At 68.7% G+C, this 17,826-nt stretch carries 16 protein-coding genes; 6 read left to right on the plus strand and 10 right to left on the minus strand.

Features of this window, described 5'->3' with window-relative positions; translation table 11 throughout:
• Positions 1-322: 322 nt before the first annotated feature.
• Positions 323-2,254, plus strand: coding sequence for a 2-oxoacid:acceptor oxidoreductase subunit alpha (locus tag G6048_RS11490; protein WP_165339392.1), 1,932 nt, complete (start codon positions 323-325; stop codon positions 2,252-2,254).
• Positions 2,247-3,326, plus strand: a complete 1,080-nt coding sequence (locus G6048_RS11495; RefSeq protein ID WP_165339393.1) for a 2-oxoacid:ferredoxin oxidoreductase subunit beta — start codon at positions 2,247-2,249, stop codon at positions 3,324-3,326. Before G6048_RS11490 ends, G6048_RS11495 begins: the two co-directional genes overlap by 8 nt.
• A gap of 89 nt (positions 3,327-3,415) precedes the next feature.
• Here the strand turns inward: G6048_RS11495 and G6048_RS11500 are convergent, their stop codons facing one another.
• Positions 3,416-3,820, minus strand: coding sequence for a winged helix-turn-helix transcriptional regulator (locus G6048_RS11500; RefSeq protein WP_165339394.1), 405 nt, complete (start codon positions 3,818-3,820; stop codon positions 3,416-3,418).
• A gap of 91 nt (positions 3,821-3,911) precedes the next feature.
• Here G6048_RS11500 and G6048_RS11505 point away from each other — a divergent pair, with 91 nt between their 5' ends.
• Entirely contained in the window at positions 3,912-4,766 is an 855-nt protein-coding gene (locus G6048_RS11505) for an SDR family oxidoreductase (protein ID WP_165339395.1), read from the plus strand.
• Between the two features lie 193 nt (positions 4,767-4,959).
• Entirely contained in the window at positions 4,960-5,865 is a 906-nt protein-coding gene (gene rarD / locus G6048_RS11510; protein WP_235989621.1) for an EamA family transporter RarD, read from the plus strand.
• Between the two features lie 70 nt (positions 5,866-5,935).
• Here rarD and G6048_RS11515 read toward each other — a convergent pair whose 3' ends face one another.
• Both G6048_RS11515 and G6048_RS11520 read right to left on the minus strand, forming a co-directional pair.
• Positions 5,936-7,159, minus strand: coding sequence for a 4-hydroxybenzoate 3-monooxygenase (locus tag G6048_RS11515; RefSeq protein ID WP_165339396.1), 1,224 nt, complete (start codon positions 7,157-7,159; stop codon positions 5,936-5,938).
• 49 nt (positions 7,160-7,208) lie between these two features.
• On the minus strand, positions 7,209-8,780 hold the full coding sequence (locus G6048_RS11520; RefSeq protein ID WP_165339397.1) for an MFS transporter: 1,572 nt from the start codon (positions 8,778-8,780) through the stop codon (positions 7,209-7,211).
• A 215-nt stretch (positions 8,781-8,995) separates the two neighbouring features.
• Between G6048_RS11520 and G6048_RS11525 the strand changes: the two genes are divergently transcribed.
• Positions 8,996-9,460, plus strand: a complete 465-nt coding sequence (locus G6048_RS11525; RefSeq protein ID WP_165339398.1) for a VOC family protein — start codon at positions 8,996-8,998, stop codon at positions 9,458-9,460.
• Between the two features lie 69 nt (positions 9,461-9,529).
• Here the strand turns inward: G6048_RS11525 and G6048_RS11530 are convergent, their stop codons facing one another.
• The 7 genes from G6048_RS11530 to G6048_RS11560 all read right to left on the minus strand — a co-directional run bounded on the left by G6048_RS11530 (position 9,530) and on the right by G6048_RS11560 (position 16,419).
• Positions 9,530-10,477, minus strand: a complete 948-nt coding sequence (locus G6048_RS11530) for an ABC transporter permease (RefSeq protein ID WP_235989616.1) — start codon at positions 10,475-10,477, stop codon at positions 9,530-9,532.
• Positions 10,464-11,477, minus strand: a complete 1,014-nt coding sequence (locus G6048_RS11535) for an ABC transporter ATP-binding protein (RefSeq protein WP_165339399.1) — start codon at positions 11,475-11,477, stop codon at positions 10,464-10,466. Before G6048_RS11535 ends, G6048_RS11530 begins: the two co-directional genes overlap by 14 nt.
• 76 nt (positions 11,478-11,553) lie before the next feature.
• On the minus strand, positions 11,554-12,762 hold the full coding sequence (locus G6048_RS11540; RefSeq protein ID WP_165339400.1) for a LolA family protein: 1,209 nt from the start codon (positions 12,760-12,762) through the stop codon (positions 11,554-11,556).
• Positions 12,763-13,098: 336 nt separating this feature from the next.
• Complete coding sequence (locus G6048_RS11545; RefSeq protein WP_328825745.1) at positions 13,099-13,398, minus strand: DUF3455 domain-containing protein; 300 nt, start codon at positions 13,396-13,398, stop codon at positions 13,099-13,101.
• Between the two features lie 246 nt (positions 13,399-13,644).
• On the minus strand, positions 13,645-14,049 hold the full coding sequence (locus tag G6048_RS11550; RefSeq protein ID WP_235989617.1) for a hypothetical protein: 405 nt from the start codon (positions 14,047-14,049) through the stop codon (positions 13,645-13,647).
• A gap of 187 nt (positions 14,050-14,236) precedes the next feature.
• Positions 14,237-15,247 (minus strand): polyprenyl synthetase family protein, encoded by a 1,011-nt coding sequence (locus tag G6048_RS11555; protein WP_165339401.1) that lies wholly within the window; start codon positions 15,245-15,247, stop codon positions 14,237-14,239.
• A gap of 314 nt (positions 15,248-15,561) precedes the next feature.
• Positions 15,562-16,419: an HAD family hydrolase gene (locus tag G6048_RS11560; protein WP_165339402.1), complete on the minus strand. Its 858-nt coding sequence runs from the start codon at positions 16,417-16,419 to the stop codon at positions 15,562-15,564.
• Positions 16,420-16,564: 145 nt separating this feature from the next.
• On the opposite strand from G6048_RS11560, the gene fahA reads away from it, so the two are divergent.
• Positions 16,565-17,779, plus strand: coding sequence for a fumarylacetoacetase (gene fahA, locus G6048_RS11565; protein ID WP_165339403.1), 1,215 nt, complete (start codon positions 16,565-16,567; stop codon positions 17,777-17,779).
• The last annotated feature ends 47 nt before the right edge of the window (positions 17,780-17,826 follow it).

A 17,826-nucleotide genomic window follows, 5' to 3' on the forward strand; every position in this document is an offset into this window, starting at 1 on the left:
TCGCGGGGTTCCGGGTGGCCAAGTCCTTTGAGCCTTGCCAACGGCGCCGCCATGACAGCCATACCCAGAACCCCTGGGCCCTCTGATCTTACGAATGACCAGAGCAACCACCCTTGAAAGGTAGGACGAGCCATGAGCGTCCTCAGAAAAAGAGGCCAGAGGGTGAATAAGTCGTGGCAAATCGGGGCCTCACGCGGTCTCAAAGTGGTGTCCATCATGCGAATGGCCGAGGGAAGGCGACCCTTACAGACGTAGGGTTGAAGGTGGGAGCGCTTGCGGGCAGGCCGCTCCCAGACAGCCGCCTCGAGGGAGGTCCAGTTCAGTGACCAGCCAGGTCAGTCCAACCGAACAGGCCGACGGAGCCGTCGTAGGAGAACAGCGCAAACCGGCGGGCGCGGGCGCGAAAGACGTACGCCGCCTCGACCGGGTGATCATCCGGTTCGCGGGGGACTCGGGTGACGGTATGCAGCTCACCGGCGACCGCTTCACCTCGGAGACGGCGTCGTTCGGCAACGACCTGTCGACGTTGCCGAACTTCCCCGCCGAGATCCGCGCGCCTGCCGGGACCCTGCCGGGCGTCTCGTCGTTCCAGCTGCACTTCGCCGACCACGACATCCTCACGCCGGGCGACGCGCCGAACGTCCTCGTGGCGATGAACCCGGCCGCGCTGAAGGCCAACATCGGCGATGTGCCGCGCGGCGCCGAGGTGATCGTCAACACGGACGAGTTCACCAAACGCGCGATGGCCAAGGTCGGCTACGCGGCTAGCCCGCTGGACGACGGCTCCCTGGACGGCTATCACGTCCACCCGGTGCCCCTCACCACGCTGACGGTCGAGGCGCTCAAGGAGTTCGACCTGTCCCGCAAGGAGGCCGAGCGCAGCAAGAACATGTTCGCGCTGGGCCTGCTGAGCTGGATGTACCACCGGCCGACCGAGGGCACCGAGAAGTTCCTGAAGTCGAAGTTCGCCAAGAAGCCGGACATCGCGGCGGCCAACATCGCCGCCTTCCGCGCGGGCTGGAACTTCGGCGAGACCACCGAGGACTTCGCGGTCTCGTACGAGGTCGCCCCGGCCACGACGGCGTTCCCGACCGGTACGTACCGGAACATCTCCGGGAACCTGGCCCTGTCCTACGGCCTGATCGCCGCCTCCCGCCAGGCGGACCTGCCGCTCTACCTGGGCTCGTACCCGATCACGCCGGCCTCGGACATCCTGCACGAGCTGTCCAAGCACAAGAACTTCGGCGTACGGACCTTCCAGGCCGAGGACGAGATCGCCGGCATCGGCGCGGCCCTGGGCGCGGCCTTCGGCGGCTCACTCGCCGTGACCACGACATCCGGTCCGGGCGTGGCCCTCAAGAGCGAGACCATCGGTCTGGCCGTGAGCCTCGAGCTGCCGCTCCTCGTGATCGACATCCAGCGCGGCGGCCCGTCCACCGGCCTGCCGACGAAGACCGAGCAGGCGGACCTGCTGCAGGCGATGTACGGGCGCAACGGCGAGGCCCCCGTCCCCGTCGTCGCCCCGCGCACACCCGCCGACTGCTTCGACGCGGCTCTGGAGGCCGCCCGGATCGCGGTCACCTACCGCACCCCGGTCTTCCTGCTGTCCGACGGCTACCTGGCCAACGGTTCCGAGCCCTGGCGCATCCCGGACATCGACGAACTCCCGGACCTGCGCACGCAGTTCGCGCAGGGCCCCAACCACACCCTGGACGACGGCACCGAGGTCTTCTGGCCCTACAGACGCGACCCGCAGACCCTCGCTCGCCCGTGGGCGATCCCGGGCACGCCCGGCCTGGAGCACCGTATCGGCGGCATCGAGAAGCAGGACGGCACGGGCAACATCTCGTACGACCCGGCCAACCACGACTTCATGGTGCGTACGCGCCAGGCGAAGATCGACGGCATCGACGTCCCCGACATCGAGGTCGATGACCCGCACGGCGCGCGGATGCTCGTACTGGGCTGGGGGTCGACGTACGGGCCCATCACCGCGGCCGTACGACGGCTGCGCGCGGCCGGGGAGAGCATCGCGCAGGCTCATCTGCGCCATCTCAACCCGTTCCCGCGGAATCTCGGCGAGGTGCTGGGGCGTTACGACAAGGTGGTGATCCCCGAGATGAATCTCGGTCAGCTCGCCACGCTCGTCCGGGCGAAGTACCTGGTGGACGCCCACTCCTACAACCAGGTCAACGGTATGCCGTTCAAGGCTGAGCAGCTCGCCACGGCTCTCAAGGAGGCCATCGATGGCTGAGACGACCACGGAAGGCTCGGGCACGATCGAGGCGCTTTCTCTGGTGCCCAAGACCGAGGCCAAGCAGTCCATGAAGGACTTCAAGTCCGATCAGGAAGTGCGCTGGTGCCCCGGCTGCGGTGACTACGCGGTGCTCGCCGCCGTGCAGGGGTTCATGCCCCAGCTCGGCCTGGCGAAGGAGAACATCGTCTTCGTCTCCGGCATCGGCTGCTCCTCCCGCTTCCCGTACTACATGAACACGTACGGGATGCACTCCATCCACGGCCGTGCGCCCGCCATCGCGACGGGCCTGGCCTCGTCCCGGCAGGACCTGTCCGTATGGGTCGTCACCGGTGACGGCGACGCGCTGTCCATCGGCGGGAACCACCTGATCCACGCCCTGCGCCGGAACGTCAACCTGAAGATCCTGCTCTTCAACAACCGGATCTACGGCTTGACGAAGGGTCAGTACTCCCCGACCTCCGAGGTCGGCAAGATCACGAAGTCGACGCCGATGGGTTCGCTGGACGCGCCCTTCAACCCGGTCTCGCTGGCCATCGGCGCTGAGGCGTCGTTCGTGGCGCGCACCGTGGACTCCGACCGCAAGCACCTCACGGAGGTCCTGCGCCAGGCCGCCGCCCACCCTGGCACGGCCCTGGTCGAGATCTACCAGAACTGCAACATCTTCAACGACGGCGCCTTCGAGGCCCTGAAGGACAAGCAGCAGGCCGAGGAGGCGGTCATCCGCCTCCAGCACGGCCAGCCCATCCGCTTCGGAACGGACGGCGCGAAGGGGGTTGTACGGGATCAGCTGACGGGCGACCTGAAGGTCGTCACCGTCACCCCGGAGAACGAGGAGCAGATCCTGGTTCACGACGCGCACTCGCCGTCCCCCACGACGGCGTTCGCCCTGTCACGCCTGGCCGACCCGGACACGCTGCACCACACTCCGATCGGCGTCTTCCGCTCGGTGGACCGGCCGGTGTACGACACCCTGATGTCGGACCAGCTGGACACGGCGATCGAGCAGAACGGGAAGGGCGACCTGGCCGCGCTGCTGGCGGGCGGGGACACCTGGACTGTCGTGGGCTGACCGATAGTTGGCCTTCAGAGGGCCGACTGGTGGTTGTGCTTGAGGGCCACTGACCGGCAGTTGAGCTTGAGGACTTGGGCGCCGCCGGGCTATCCCCTGGCGGCGTCGTACTCTTCGCGCGCCTTCAGCACCGCGTCCATGCGGCGCGACGTCCAGTCGGCCAGCGCCTGCACCTGCTCGGCGGCCTCGCGGCCCAGGTCCGTCAGCGAGTAGTCCACCCTCGGCGGGATCACCGGCTTGGCGTCCCGGTGGACCAGTCCGTCCCGCTCCAGTGTCTGCAACGTCTGCGTGAGCATCTTCTCGCTGACGCGCCCGATGGCACGGCGCAGCTCGCTGAAGCGGTGCGGGCGGTCCAGGAGCTGGATCAGCACCAGGACACCCCAGCGGCTGGTGACGTGTTCCAGCACGAGGCGGTGCGGGCACATCGCCTCGCCCTCGACGTTCCATTTGCTGACTGCTGCGGGAGTGGTGACAACTACATCGCTTACGGCCATGCCAGTACCTTACTTCAAAGTGGGTACTTTCGGATAGTTAGTGCAGCCCCTAGGGTTAGTACGTACCCACACCACAAGGAGCTGCAACATCATGAGCATCGTCGTCACCGGAGCCACCGGAAACCTCGGCCGTCACGTCATCGAAGGGCTGCTGGAGAAGGTCCCGGCCGACCAGATCACGGCTGTCGCCCGCAGCGAGGAGAAGGCCGCGGACTACGCAGCCCGCGGCGTGAAGATAGCGATCGCCGACTACAGCGCTCCCGAGACCTTCGACAACGTCTTCTCCGCCGGCGACAAGGTGTTGCTCATCTCCGGCAGCGAAATCGGCAACGACCGCGTGGGCCAGCACAAGGCCGTCCTCGAAGCCGCCAAGGCCGCCGGAGTCGCGCTCCTCGCGTACACCAGCGCTCCCGGCAGCCTGACCGCCGCACTGGCCGACGACCATCGGGGCACCGAGGCCGCGATCCTCGAGTCCGGCGTGACGTACACCCTGCTGCGCAACGGCTGGTACCACGAGAACTACACCGAGAGCCTGGGCCAGGTCCTGGAGCACGGCGCCGTCGTCCAGGCCGCCGGCGAGGGCAGGGTCTCCTCGGCCTCCCGCGCGGACTACGCGGCCGCCGCCGTGGCCGTGCTGACGGGTGAGGGCCACGAGAACAAGACGTACGAACTGGGCGGCGACACCGCCTGGAGCTTCGCCGAGTACGCGGCCGAGGTGGCCAAGCAGTCCGGCAAGGAGATCGCGTACAGCCCCGTATCCGTCGAGGTCTTCACGGGCATCCTGACCGGCGTCGGCCTGCCCGAACCGGTCGCGGCGACCATCGCCGGAGTGGACGTGTCCGTCGAGAAGGGCGAGCTGGTCGTCACCAGCGGCGACCTGTCCCGGCTGACCGGCCGCCCGACCACCCCGATCGCGGACTCGATCGCGGCGGCACTCAAGGGCTGACCTGCTTGGTGATCCTCCCCACCCTCGCTTGTAATGACCGTATCGTGGATACGGCCATGACAGGCGGGGGCGTTCGGCGCTACCGTCGTGAACGGCTGCGCGCTCGCAGCCGCGCGAGAGGGGAGAGGCCGTGTCGGTGGAGACCAGGGGTGAGCGGCGGATAGGTCTGCTGAACGGCTTCGCGGCGTACGGCATGTGGGGGCTCGTCCCCCTCTTCTGGCCGCTCCTCGAGCCCGCCGGCGCTGTCGAGATCCTCGCCCACCGCATGGTGTGGTCACTCGGCTTCGTCGCGATCGCGCTCCTGGTGATACGGCGCTGGGCCTGGGCCGGCGAACTGCTGCGGCAGCCGCGCAGACTGGGCCTGATCGCGATCGCGGCCACCGTGATCACCATCAACTGGGGCGTCTACATCTGGGCCGTGAACACCGGCCATGTGGTGGAGGCGTCCCTCGGCTACTTCATCAACCCGCTCGTCACCATCGCGATGGGTGTTCTGCTCCTGAAGGAGAGGCTGCGGCCCGCCCAATGGGCGGCGGTCGGCATCGGCTTCGCCGCCGTTCTCGTGCTGACCATCGGGTACGGGCAGCCGCCCTGGATCTCCCTCTGCCTCGCCTTCTCCTTCGCGACGTACGGGCTGGTGAAGAAGAAGGTGAACCTCGGCGGTCTGGAGTCGCTGGCCGCGGAGACGGCGATCCAGTTCCTGCCCGCGCTCGGCTATCTGCTGTGGCTGGCGGGGCAGGGCGACATGGCGTTCGGAGCCGAGGGCGCCGGGCACGCGGCGCTGCTGGCCGCGACCGGTGTGGTGACGGCGGCGCCGCTCGTCTGCTTCGGGGCGGCGGCGATCCGCGTACCGCTGTCGACACTCGGGCTGCTCCAGTACCTGGCACCGGTGCTGCAGTTCCTGCTCGGCGTCCTGTACTTCCGCGAGGCCATGCCCGCCGAGCGGTGGGCCGGGTTCGCGCTGGTGTGGGCCGCGCTGTCGCTGCTGACATGGGACGCGCTGCGGACGTCACGCCGGGCGCGGCTGACTCTGCAGGCGGCGGGCGTCGACGTGGACGTCCCGGAGATCCAGAAGCCGGCCTCGAGCCCCAGGCTTTGAAGCGACGCCCGAAGTCGGTGATCGGCGTCCTTGCCGTCGTCAGTACGTCAGTAATCCGCAATCCCGTACGTCAGTAATCAGCGTCCTTGCCGATGTACAACCCCGCGAACGCGGCAGCCGCGGCGGCTGAGGCAAGAGTCCGCCGCAGCCGGGCCGCGGTTATGCCCGCCTGGAACGGGTCGCCGGACGAGGCTCCGTGGTAGATGTCCGACAGCCACATCGAGAACTCCTGATACTGCCACACCCTCCCCAGACAGGCAGCCGAGTAACCGCTGAGCCCGCTCTCATCGCCCTTGCCGCAGTACGCGATGAGTGCGTCGCCGAGCAGCAGGGCGTCGTGGATCGCGAGGTTCATGCCCTTCGCGCCGATCGGCGCCAGGAGGTGCGCCGCGTCTCCGGCCAGATACAGCCGCCCGTACCCCATCGGCTCCACCACGTAGTTGTGCATGTCCAGGACCCGTTTCTCGATCAGCCGCCCCTCGGTGAGCGGCTGGGCCCCGTCCGCCGCGAGCCGCTCGTGGAGCTCGGCCCAGACGCGTTCGTGGGACCAGTTCTCGGGGTCGTCGCCGGGCGGGCACTCCAGGTAGTAGCGGGTGACCTGCGGGCTGCGGGCCATATGTCCGGCGAAGCCCCGTGGGTGGACACCGAAGACGACGCAGTCGTTGGACGGCGGCGCCTCGGCGAGCAGCGCCAGCCAGCCGATGCCGTACTCGTGCCGGGCGATGCCGACATGCTCCGGCGGCAGGCAGGCCCGGGTGACACCGCGCGCACCGTCGCAGCCCGCGACGGCCGCACAGTCGAGTCGTACGCGCTCACCCGTGTCCGGATCCGTGTACGACACCGAAGGCTGATCCGAGTCGATGGCGTACACCTCCACGTCGCGTACGCCGAAACGGATGTCACCGCCCCGCTCGTCCGCGTACACGCGCACCAGGTCCGTCACCAACAGCGGCTGAGGATAGGCGAAGTGGTGGTGCCCGGACAGGTCGCCGTACCGGAACCTGTGCCGCTCCCTCGCGAACCGGAACTCGCACTCGCTGTGCACCTGGGCGTTCTCCAGCAGCCGGTCGGCAAGGCCACGTCGCTCCAGGGCGCGCACCGCCCACTCCTCCAGAAAGCCCGCGCGGGGCCGCTGTTCGATGAACTCCCTGCTCTCCGTCTCCAGCACCACACAGTCGACGGAGGCGGCACGCAGGATGTTGGCGACAGTGAGACCGGCGGGACCGGCCCCCACGACGACGACCAAGGTGCGCTCTGTGCGCTCTGTGGAGGTGGGGGCGGCGGTGTCCGTCATGGGGACATTATGTCGGCGGTCACCGCGCTGTGTGACGTGCCGTGCATCCTCAACTCACCGATTTCTGGGCGGGGTTGGCGCCAGCTCCGTCGCTCGCCCCGGCAGTCACTCCGGCCACCCGCCTCCCCCGACCGCCACGCAAGCCGAAGGACGAGAGCAGAGCGCCCAGCGTCACCATCGCCACGGGCACGATCAGTGCCGTACGGAACGCGGACAGGGTGGACTCGGGGTCCGAACCCGAGGAGGAGGCCAGGCCGTACACGGCCGTCACCGCCGAGATGCCGAGCGCCGCGCCGAACTGGGTCGCGGTGTTCAACAGGCCGCCCGCCAGGCCCTGTTCGGACTCCGTTACTCCGTCCGTCGCCGCGATCGTGAGCGGACCGTAGGCCAGCGCGAAGGCGATGCCCGCGATGAGCAGGGTGGGGAACATCGCGACGTACGTCCAGTCCATGCCGACCGGCAGGAAGAGCCCGTACGCGACGATCCCCAGGACGAAGCCGCCGAGGATCACCCGGCCGTTGCCGAACCGGTTGACCAGGCGGGGCGTGAGCGTCGGCGCGAGAATCGCGTCGCAGCCCATCACCACCAGGGCGATCGCCGTCTGGAGGGAGGAACAGCCGCGCAGTTCCTGCAGATAGAGCGTGACGACGAACTGGAAGCCGAAGAAGGCGCCGACGAAGAGCAGCGCCCCGAGGTCGGCCCGAACGACTGACGCCTTGCGCAGAATGCCCAGGCGCACGAGGGGCGCGGGGCTGCGGCGTTCGACGACGACGAACGCGGTGGCGAGGAGCGCAGCGACAACGGCGGCCCCGATCGTCAACTGCCAACCGTCCAGGCCGTGTTCGAGTCGTATGACGGCGTACGCGGCGAGCAGCATGGCTCCGGCGGCGGTAACGGCGCCGAGGAAGTCGAAGCCTTGGTGGCTGACTGCGGCATGGTGGCCGGTCGCGGCCGGGCGGACGGCTGCGATCTCGCGGTCGGCTGCGATCTCGCCGACGGCTGCGGCTGTTTCTGTCGTACGGGGCTGGGGGCGCCCGTCCGCTGTCCCCTGCCGGCCTCCGCCGGTCTCGGCCGGAATCAGGCGTACCGCCGCGGCCAGGATCACCGCCGCCAGCAGCACCGGTGCGAAGAAGACCCAGCGCCAGCCGAGTTGGGTCAACAGGCCGCCGATGACCAGGCCGAGGGAGAAGCCGCCGGCCCCCGTGCCCGCGAAGACGAGCAGGGCCTTGTTGCGCTGCGGGCCCTCCTCGTACGAGGTCGTGATCAGGGACAGCGCGGCCGGAGTCATGAAGGCCGCCGAGACACCCGTGACGAAACGGGCGACGATCAGCATCCAGCCTTCCGTGGCGAACCCGCCGAGACCCGAGAAGGCGAGGAAGACGGTCAGCCAGGTGAGGAACATCCGGCGTCTGCCCAGGAGGTCGGCCGCCCGACCGCCGAGCAGGGTGAAGCCGGCGTAGCCGAGCACGTACGCGCTGATCACCCACGCCGCCGCGTTCGTGGACAGGTCGAGATCGGCTCGGATGGAGGGGATCGCGACGGCCAGCATGGCGACGTCGATGCCCTCTAGGAAGATCGTTCCGCAGAGAACGAGCAGCAGGGCCCAGGCACGGGTGCCCATGGCGGGACTCCTTCGAGACAGAGGGCGGCGAGGCACATGCGGTTACTCGATGGAGGGTCGGTGTCGTCCTCTTGTAACCATGGCCAGCCTGCGGCAGCTTCCAAGGCTCATCAATCGAATTAGCCGCGGCGTATGACGCCGCCGAGAGTGGGAGAGGGCAGGGGTAGCGGGGCGAAAACCCCGTGCGGAACCCCCATCCGACGTACCGTCCCTCCATGACTCAGTCGCCCACGCCCCTGCACTGGAAGCTCGTCATCGACGCCGCCGACCCGCACGCCCAGGCCGACTTCTGGGCCGCCGCCCTCCGCTACGAAGTCGAGGACAACAGCGCCCTCATCGAACGCCTGCTGGGCTTCGGCGCCGTACCGCCCGATCTCACCGTCGAGTCCCACGGCCGCAAGGCCTGGCGCGACCTCATCGCCGTACGGCACCCGGAGGACCCGTACGACAAGGAGAGCGGCACGGGCCTCGGCCGACGCCTGCTTTTCCAGCGCGTACCGGAGCCGAAGACCATCAAAAACCGGCTGCACATCGACGTACACGCCGAGCCCGGGCAACGCGAGGCCGAGGTCGCGCGGCTGACCGACCTGGGGGCGGCCGTGCAGCGCGAGGTGAAGGAACCCGGCGGCGAGTGGGTCATCATGACGGACCCGGAGGGCAACGAATTCTGCGTCCACTGAGCGCCCCGCCCATGCAACCCGCTGGACAGGCGCTGAGCGGCCAGACGGTGATCGGTCGACGGTGGTCGGTCAGGCAGTGATGTCCTTCGTCGTGAACCGTGCCCACGCCGCCGTGCCGAACACCGCTGCGTACAGGCCCTGGAGGCCGAGGTTGCGGAGCAGATCGTCCCAGTACACCGGATCGCGCATCAGGTCCGCGAAGGACAGCCAGTAGTGCGAGAAGAAGTACGGCTGTATCGCGTGGAGTTGGGGTATCTGGTCGAGGATCTGGATGGTGATCAGCAGGCCCACGGTCGTCGCCATCGCCGCTATGCCGCTGCCGGTGAGCGTCGAGATGAACAGGCCGAGCGCCGCTATCCCGATCAGCGACGCGGCGACGATCAGCGCGATCAGAAACGCCCGCCCCAGCCCTTCACCGAAGCTGATCCGCGTGCCGGAGATCGTCGTCAGCTCGCCGAGCGGGAACAGCAGGGCACCCACGATCAGCGCCGACACCGCCACGACAAGCGTCGCCACGACGCAGAAGGCCAGTGTGGTCGCGTACTTGGTGAGCAGCAGCCGCGTACGCCCCGCAGGCGCGACCAGCAGGTAGCGCAGCGTGCCGGCGTTCGCCTCGCCCGCTATCGCGTCGCCCGCGATGACGCCGATCGCCATCGGCAGGAAGAAGGGCAGCGTCGCGGCGAGCGCCGTGAACACCAGGAACAGTCCATTGTTGGTGATCTGGGAGACGAACGCCGGTCCCCCGCCGCCTCCGCCTCCACCGTCACTCGTCTCGATCTTCACGGCGATCCCGACCAGCACCGGCACCGCGGCCAGCACTCCCAGCAGCGCGATCGTCCGCCACCGGCGCAGGGTGGTCACCAACTCGTTGCGCAGCAGGCCGAGGGTCCACAGCACGCTCGGCTTCCGTACGCCGACGACCTCGGCGGTGCCGGAGCCCGCGGCGACGTCAGTGATCTCGGAAACCTCCGAGATCCCCGAAACCCCACTGACCTCGGATGCTTCAGCCCGCGACATCGAAGCCCTCCCCCGTAAGCGCCACGAACGCGTCCTCCAGCGAAGCCCGTTCGAGCCCGAAGCCTCGTACCCGGACGCCTGCCGACACCAACGCCGCGTTCACCTCAGCGAGGTCGCGGTCGCGGTCGTCCGGAGGCTCGCCGGTCACCCGGTCCTCCTCGACGACGACGTCGGCGACGCCCTGCTCCTTCAGTACGCGGGCCGCGTCGCCCGCATCCGGCGTCGTGACGACCAGGCGGCCACGGGCGCCGGCCGCCAGCTCGGCCACCGGGCCCTGGGTGATCAGCCGTCCCTGCGCCATCACCGCGGCGTGCGAGCACACCTGCTCGATCTCGTCCAGCAGATGCGAGGACAGGAACACGGTCGTACCGTCGGACGCCAACTCCCGTACCAGCGAACGGATTTCGCGCATGCCCTGCGGATCGAGCCCGTTGGTCGGCTCGTCCAGGACCAGCAACCGGCGCGGCTGGAGCAGTGCCGCCGCCAGCCCGAGCCGTTGCTTCATGCCCAGCGAGTAGGCCTTCGCCTTCTTGCTCCCGGCGGCCGTCAGTCCGACCCGGTCGAGGGCGGCCGCGACGCGCGTACGCCGGGTGCGGGGATCGGCGGTCGGGTCGGCGGAGTCGTACCGCAGGAGATTGTCGCGGCCGGACAGGAACCCGTACAGCGCCGGTCCCTCGATCAGCGCGCCCACCTGCGGGAGCACCGTCCGGGTGGCGCGCGGCATGGGCTGTCCCAGGACGCGTGCCGTGCCCGAGGTCGGCTCGATCAGGCCCATCAGCATTCTGATGGTGGTCGTCTTGCCGGAGCCGTTCGGCCCCAGGAAGCCGAAGACGCTGCCCGCCGGTACGGCCAGATCGAGGCCGTCGACGGCGAGTTGCCCGCCGCGGTAGCGCTTGGTGAGCGCACGGGTGGCGATCACCGTGTCCGGTCCGGTTTCCGGCCGGCTGTCCGGCCCGGAGTCCGATCCGGTGTCCGGTTCCACGGTGGCCCGTTCCGCCATCGACTTCCTCAACTCCCCGTTGGCGCCCGACCAGAATCCTCCGGCCGGGCGCCAACCACCTGTCGTCCTCTGCCTGTTACTTCGCGGCGTTGGCCGCCTTCACCAGTGCGTCCTTCGTGACGGCGCCCGCGTACACCTGGCCGTCGTCCGTGATGAGCGCGTTGACCAGACGGGTCGAGAAGACCGTGCCCGAGCCGAACTTGCCGCTCACCTTCGTGCCCAGCGAGTCGAGGAAGCCGCCCGCGGCGCCGGCCTCCGACGGTATGCCCTCGCCGCCGGTGTCGAACCGGGCGATGGTGGTCCAGCCCTCGCCTATGGTCTTGAGCCCTTCGAGCCCTTGGCCCAGGTCCTCTTCGGCCTTCGGACGCGCCTGCTCCTCGACCTTCGCCTCGTCGCCCTCGGTGACCTTCGCACCCTTCGGCGGGCTGAAGTCGAAGGTGGACGCATCCGGCTTGCTGAAGTCGACCTTGGTGAAGCCCGCGTCCACGACGGCCGCGCCACCGCTCGCCGGTGTCAGCGTGAACTTCAGCGGCATACCGGTCTTGGAGTCCACGGCTATGGTGATCTGACCAACCGTCGAACCGGACTGCTTCGGCTTGATGACCAGCCTGTACGCATCGCGGCCCGCGACCTGGGCGGTGCCGTCGACCTTCACGGACGTCGTGTCGTCGACCGCCTTCAACGCCTCGTCGGCCATCTCCTTGGGCGTGGTCGGGACGTCCTTCGGCGCCTCTTCCTTCTTGCCCTTGTCCTCGGTGGCACCGGAAGCGTCCTTCATGTGGAACGCCTCGTTGGACGCGCTGTCGTACGCCCACACCTCGTCGCCGTTGTGGATCAGGCTGTACTCGGCGGCCTTGTCCAGCAGCGACACCTTGTGCTTGTCCGGGCCATCGGCCGCGACCCGCAACGTGTGCGTGCCGGACGCGAGTTCCATGAGCTTGGTCGAAGGATCGGCGGAGGAACCCTCGTCCTCGGAACCGCCGGCGCCGCCGCCACCCGGAGCGAGGCTGCTTTCCAGGCCGCCGAGGTCCGGCAGACCCAGATTCGTGCTGACCTTCACCGTGCCGGACAGCTGCTGTACGTCGGACGCGGCGATCTTCTCTATGAGTTGCTCAGCGGTGATGTCCGGCAGGTCAGGGTCGCCGGAGCCCGCGAACGCCGGGACCAGCCCGATGGTCGCCGCCGCCAGCCCCACCACCGCGACGGGAACGACGTACCGCGCCGCTTTGCGCCGGCCGGTTCGCAGCTCCTCGTTCGTGTTGTCGTCGGATTCGTACGGTGCCATGTGTGCCCTACCTCCGTCGTCGGCGGCGGCTTACCGTCACGCACTCGTCCACCCCGGCCGCCATTGTCACCCGAACTCCTGTGAAGTGGTGTTTCCAATCAGACCAAATCGGCCGATGAGAAGCGTCAGACCTCGGAGCCAACTCTGTGTACTGCTGGGGTATGACACGAGTGGGCGGCGCCTCCCCCACCCCGTAGGGGTCGTGCGGGAAGACGCCGCCCGAAAGGCAGTTCAGAGCCGGTCGGTCATCGCCTCAACAGGCCGCGGATCACTTCCTGAACAGGCCGTGAATCACCGGCTCGCCAGCCATGGACTGCCGGCTCAACAGCCCGTGGATCACCGGTTGATGAACACGTAGTCCGCCCCGTACGGCACACCCACGATGGCCCCTTCTTCACAGGGCCCGGCAGGAGCCACCCCGCCCACGGTGTTCAGCCGAAGGATCTCGGCCGTACCGGCCAACAGCCCGCGGTGCTTGCCGGACTGAATGGCCTTGAGGTCCAGCTCCGGGATGTTCTTGTCGCCGTTCGGAGCCTTGGAGATCAGCGCACCGGTGACCGCGCTGCGGTCCGGTGCGATCCACGGCCGCAGTGAGAACGGGGAGTTGGGTGGTGCGGCCGCGCATGGCGGCCGCACATCACCTTGGGCGAAGGCTTCGGTTCCACCTTCTTGCACTCTTGGAGTTCTCTTCCGCTACGGGTTGCCCCAGCAGTTGAAGACTCTCCCTTGGATCACTCCGGGGAGTTTGACGGGTACTTGCCCGTCTGACGACCACCCTCCCGGCGACCGGGGCAACTCACCGAGGAGAGCCGCCCACACGCCGAACCGAAGCGGCGCCAGCCAAACGTACCAACCCAGGCCCAGCCGGGGAGACTTGACCGACTACCGCCACCCGAACGGGTGACCACGCGGCTGGCCGGTACCGCGCCACTTGACCGCGACGGACACCTTGTCGCCCTTGACCTTCACGAACTGAAGCGCCGCGCCGTCCTTGTCGCCGACGGCGGGGCCGCCCTGGACCGGCACCTCGTTCGCACCGTTGAGGCTTGCGGCGAGGATGGTGCCGCCACTGCCACCGCCGCCCGCGAGGCCGTTCTGCACCTCGATGGACTGGCCCCCGTGCTGCGCGTGGTTGGCGCCCTTGCCCTTGGCGTTGCCGTTGGACCGGTTCCCGCTGTCGGCCACCGCCGGGATGACGGCGGCGGCGACACCGGCCGCGGCGACCACCGCGACACCGGAGATGACCAGGCTCTTGCGACGCTTCGCGGACGTAATGAATGTCCCCATGATTCTGTTTTCTCCCCGTAACTCAGCTGACACCCCCTGCGTCAGCTTCTGGGCTTTGTTACGGAGTGGATCTGAGTCTGGACTCGATCCAACTATGTGACGTGCGTCACTCTGAATCAGGAGCCTGGAAGGAACCCTGGGCCGGGAGCCTGGTACGGGCCCCTCGTTCAGGGGCTGCGGGGGGGGATCAGCCCGCCCGGTGCACCACCGCGTCGCACAGCTCCACCAGCGCCGCCTTCGCACCGCACTCGGGGAGCGGCGCGAGCGTGGAGCGGGCCTCCTCGGCGTACCGCACGGTGTCGCGGCGGGCCTGCTCCAGGGCCGGATGGGCACGCAGAAGGGAGAGCGCCTCGGCATGCCGGGCGTCGTCCGTCAGGTCCGAGTCGAGCAGCTCGGACAGTGCGATGTCCTCGGCCAGACCGAGCCGCTCCACCCGCTCACGCAGCCGCAGCACGGGGAGGGTGGGGATGCCTTCGCGCAGGTCGGTGCCCGGCGTCTTGCCGGACTCGTGCGAATCGCTGGCGATGTCCAGTACGTCGTCGGCGAGCTGGAAGGCGACACCCAGCCTCTCCCCGTATTGCGTGAGCACGTCCACCACGGTCTCGTCGGCGCCCGACATCATCGCGCCGAAGCGTCCCGACACGGCGATCAGTGAGCCGGTCTTGCCGCCGATCACGTCCAGGTAGTGGTCGATCGGATCGCGTCCGTCGCGCGGTCCGGCCGTCTCCAGGATCTGGCCGGTGACCAGGCGCTCGAACGCCTCGGCCTGGATCCGTACCGCCTCCGGCCCGAGGTCGGCCAGGATGTGCGAGGCGCGCGCGAACAGGAAGTCGCCGGTGAGCACCGCTACCGAGTTGCCCCAGCGAGTGTTCGCGCTGGGCACTCCGCGGCGTACGTCCGCCTCGTCCATCACGTCGTCGTGGTACAGCGTGGCGAGGTGGGTCAGCTCCACGACCACGGCCGAGGGCACGACACCCGGCGCGTACGGGTCCCCGAACTGCGCGGCGAGCATCACGAGAAGTGGCCGGAACCGCTTGCCGCCCGCGCGCACCAGGTGCTGTGCGGCTTCCGTGATGAACGGGACCTCGCTCTTGGTGGCCTCGATCAGGCCTCCCTCGACAGCCGCCAATCCGGCCTGGACATCGGCTTCGAGAGCCTGGTCCCGCACGCTCAGCCCGAACGGCCCGACGACGGTCACGAGGGTCTCCTGTCTGCTGACGCTCTCAAGGGCGGTCTCTGCGTGCTCTTGGTGCTGTTGCTGCTGGTGTGTCTTTGGATGCTGTTTGTGTTCTGTGTGTCATGCGTGCTGTGGGTGTTTGTCGATGTGTCACTGCTCGCACTCAAGTCAGCGTATCCGGTCGCCTTTCGATCACAGTGAGCGCCCGCCCGTCCAGACCAGGCACTATCGGATCACTGGCGGTATCTTCCCAGCGACCTGCAACGACAACGAAGCACACGGCACGGAAGGTTCCGCTCCCACCGCCTCGGAGATCACCCGCCCGCAGGGCGGCCTCAGGGCGTACGCCCGAGCATTCGAGGAGCTGTTTCTGTGACGGTCGCCGCAGAGTGGAACAGCCGCTCCAGCACCACCGCGATCCCGTCCTCCTCGTTCGAGAGGGTCACCTCGTCCGCCACCGCCTTGAGGCCGGGGTGGGCATTGGCCATCGCTACGCCGTGGGTTGCCCAGTCGAACATGGGGATGTCGTTGGGCATGTCACCGAAGGCGATCGTTGTGGTGCGGGTGAGACCGAGGTGGGCGGCGGCGAGGGCGAGGCCCGTCGCCTTGGTCACTCCGCATGGCTGAAGTTCGACGGTGCCGGGGCCGGACATCGTGACGGAGGCGAGGGAACCGACCGCTCCGCGAGCCGCCGACGCCAACTCGTCGTCCGTCAGGCACGGATGGCGCAGCAACACCTTGCTGATGGGCTGCGTCCAGAGGTCGTCGCGGCGGGGAACCCGAACCGCCGGCAACGTCGGATGGGGCATCTCGTAACCCGGTTCGATCAACGTGAGCCCGTCGACACCGTCCTGGTCCACGGCCGCATACACGTCCCCGACCTCCGCCTCTATCTTGCCGAGCGCCGTCTCGGCCAGCTCCCGGTCGAGGGTCACCGACCACACCATGCGGTGGGCCCCGGCGTCGTACAACTGCGCCCCCTGCCCACAGACCGCCAGCCCCTGACCTCCCAGGTCGTCGAGCAACGGCTGTACGCGCGGGGCTGGGCGCCCGGTCACGACTATGTGCCGGGCCCCCGCCGTGGCCGCCATCGCCAGCGCGGTCCGTGACCGGTCGGAGAGAGTGTCGTCGCCGCGGAGCAGCGTTCCGTCCAGGTCAGTGGCGATGAGTGAATATGCGATCGGTGCGGCCATGATCAGAGAATACGGATCGAACGGCCCAACGACCCGGCCCGAACCGGACGTCGTCCGAAACCTCGACCATCCCCCGAGTCACCGCAGGTCCTACGACGCCCCAGTAACGTGATCCCCACCCACACGGAAAGCGAGGCAGCATCCGATGCCCCTCTTCGAGGTCCCCGAGGGTGATCCCTTCGGTCCGCACAATCTTCCGTACGGCGTGTTCTCCCCGGTCGGCTCCGCGGAGCGCGGTGTCGGCGTCCGGCTGGGCGACCACGTCCTCGACGCGGGCGGCGCGGCCCGGGCGCTCGGCTCCCCGTACGTCAGGCTGCTGGCCCGCCGCTCGCTCGACCCGCTGCTCGCGGCGGGCCGTACGGCCTGGTCGGACGTGCGACGAGCGATCACGGCGTGGTTGACCGTGCCCGCCCACCGGGAGACCGTCGAACCCCTGATGCACCCGCTCTCCGAAGTCACCCTGCACCTCCCCTTCGCGGTCGCGGACTACGTCGACTTCTACGCATCGGAAAACCACGCCCGCAACGTCGGCAAGATCTTCCGCCCCGACGCCGCCGACTCCCTCACCCCCAACTGGAAGCACCTGCCGATCGGTTATCACGGCCGGTCCGGCACCGTGGTGGTGTCCGGCACGGACGTGGTGCGCCCCTGTGGCCAGCGCAAGGCCCCCACGGACCCCGAGCCGGTCTTCGGGCCGTCCGTCCGCCTGGACATCGAGGCAGAGGTCGGCTTCGTGGTGGGTACGCCCTCCGCCACGGGCTCACGGGTGCCGCTGAGCGACTTCCGCGACCATGTCTTCGGCCTCTGCCTCCTCAACGACTGGTCCGCGCGCGACCTCCAGGCCTGGGAGTACGTCCCCCTCGGCCCCTTCCTCGGCAAGTCCTTCGCCACGTCGGTGTCGGCCTGGATCACGCCGCTCGACGCCCTGGACGACGCCCGTGTCGCACCCCCGCCCCGTACTCACCCCCTGCTTCCCTACCTGGACGACGCCTCCGAGGAACCCGGCGGCTACGACCTGCGCATCTCCGTCGCCCTCAACGGCCATGTCATCTCCGAGCCGCCCTTCTCCACCATGTACTGGACCGCCGCCCAGCAGTTGGCCCATATGACGGTGAACGGCGCCTCCCTGCGCACCGGCGACCTCTACGGTTCGGGAACGGTGAGCGGAGCCGACGAGCGCGAACGCGGGTCACTGCTGGAGCTGACCTGGAACGGACGCGACACTCTCGAACTCCCGGACGGCAAGCGGACGTTCCTCGAGGACGGCGACGTCGTCACGCTGACGGCCTGGGCACCGGGGCCGAACGGAACCCGGGTGGGACTGGGCGAGGTGACGGGCCAGGTCGTACCGAGCGTGTGAGTACCACTCTCATCCGCTCTGCCTCACCTGGGCAGAGCGTGTGAGTA

It is taken from the genome of Streptomyces ureilyticus, assembly GCF_011045025.1.
In the GTDB taxonomy this organism is placed as follows: domain Bacteria; phylum Actinomycetota; class Actinomycetes; order Streptomycetales; family Streptomycetaceae; genus Streptomyces; species Streptomyces ureilyticus.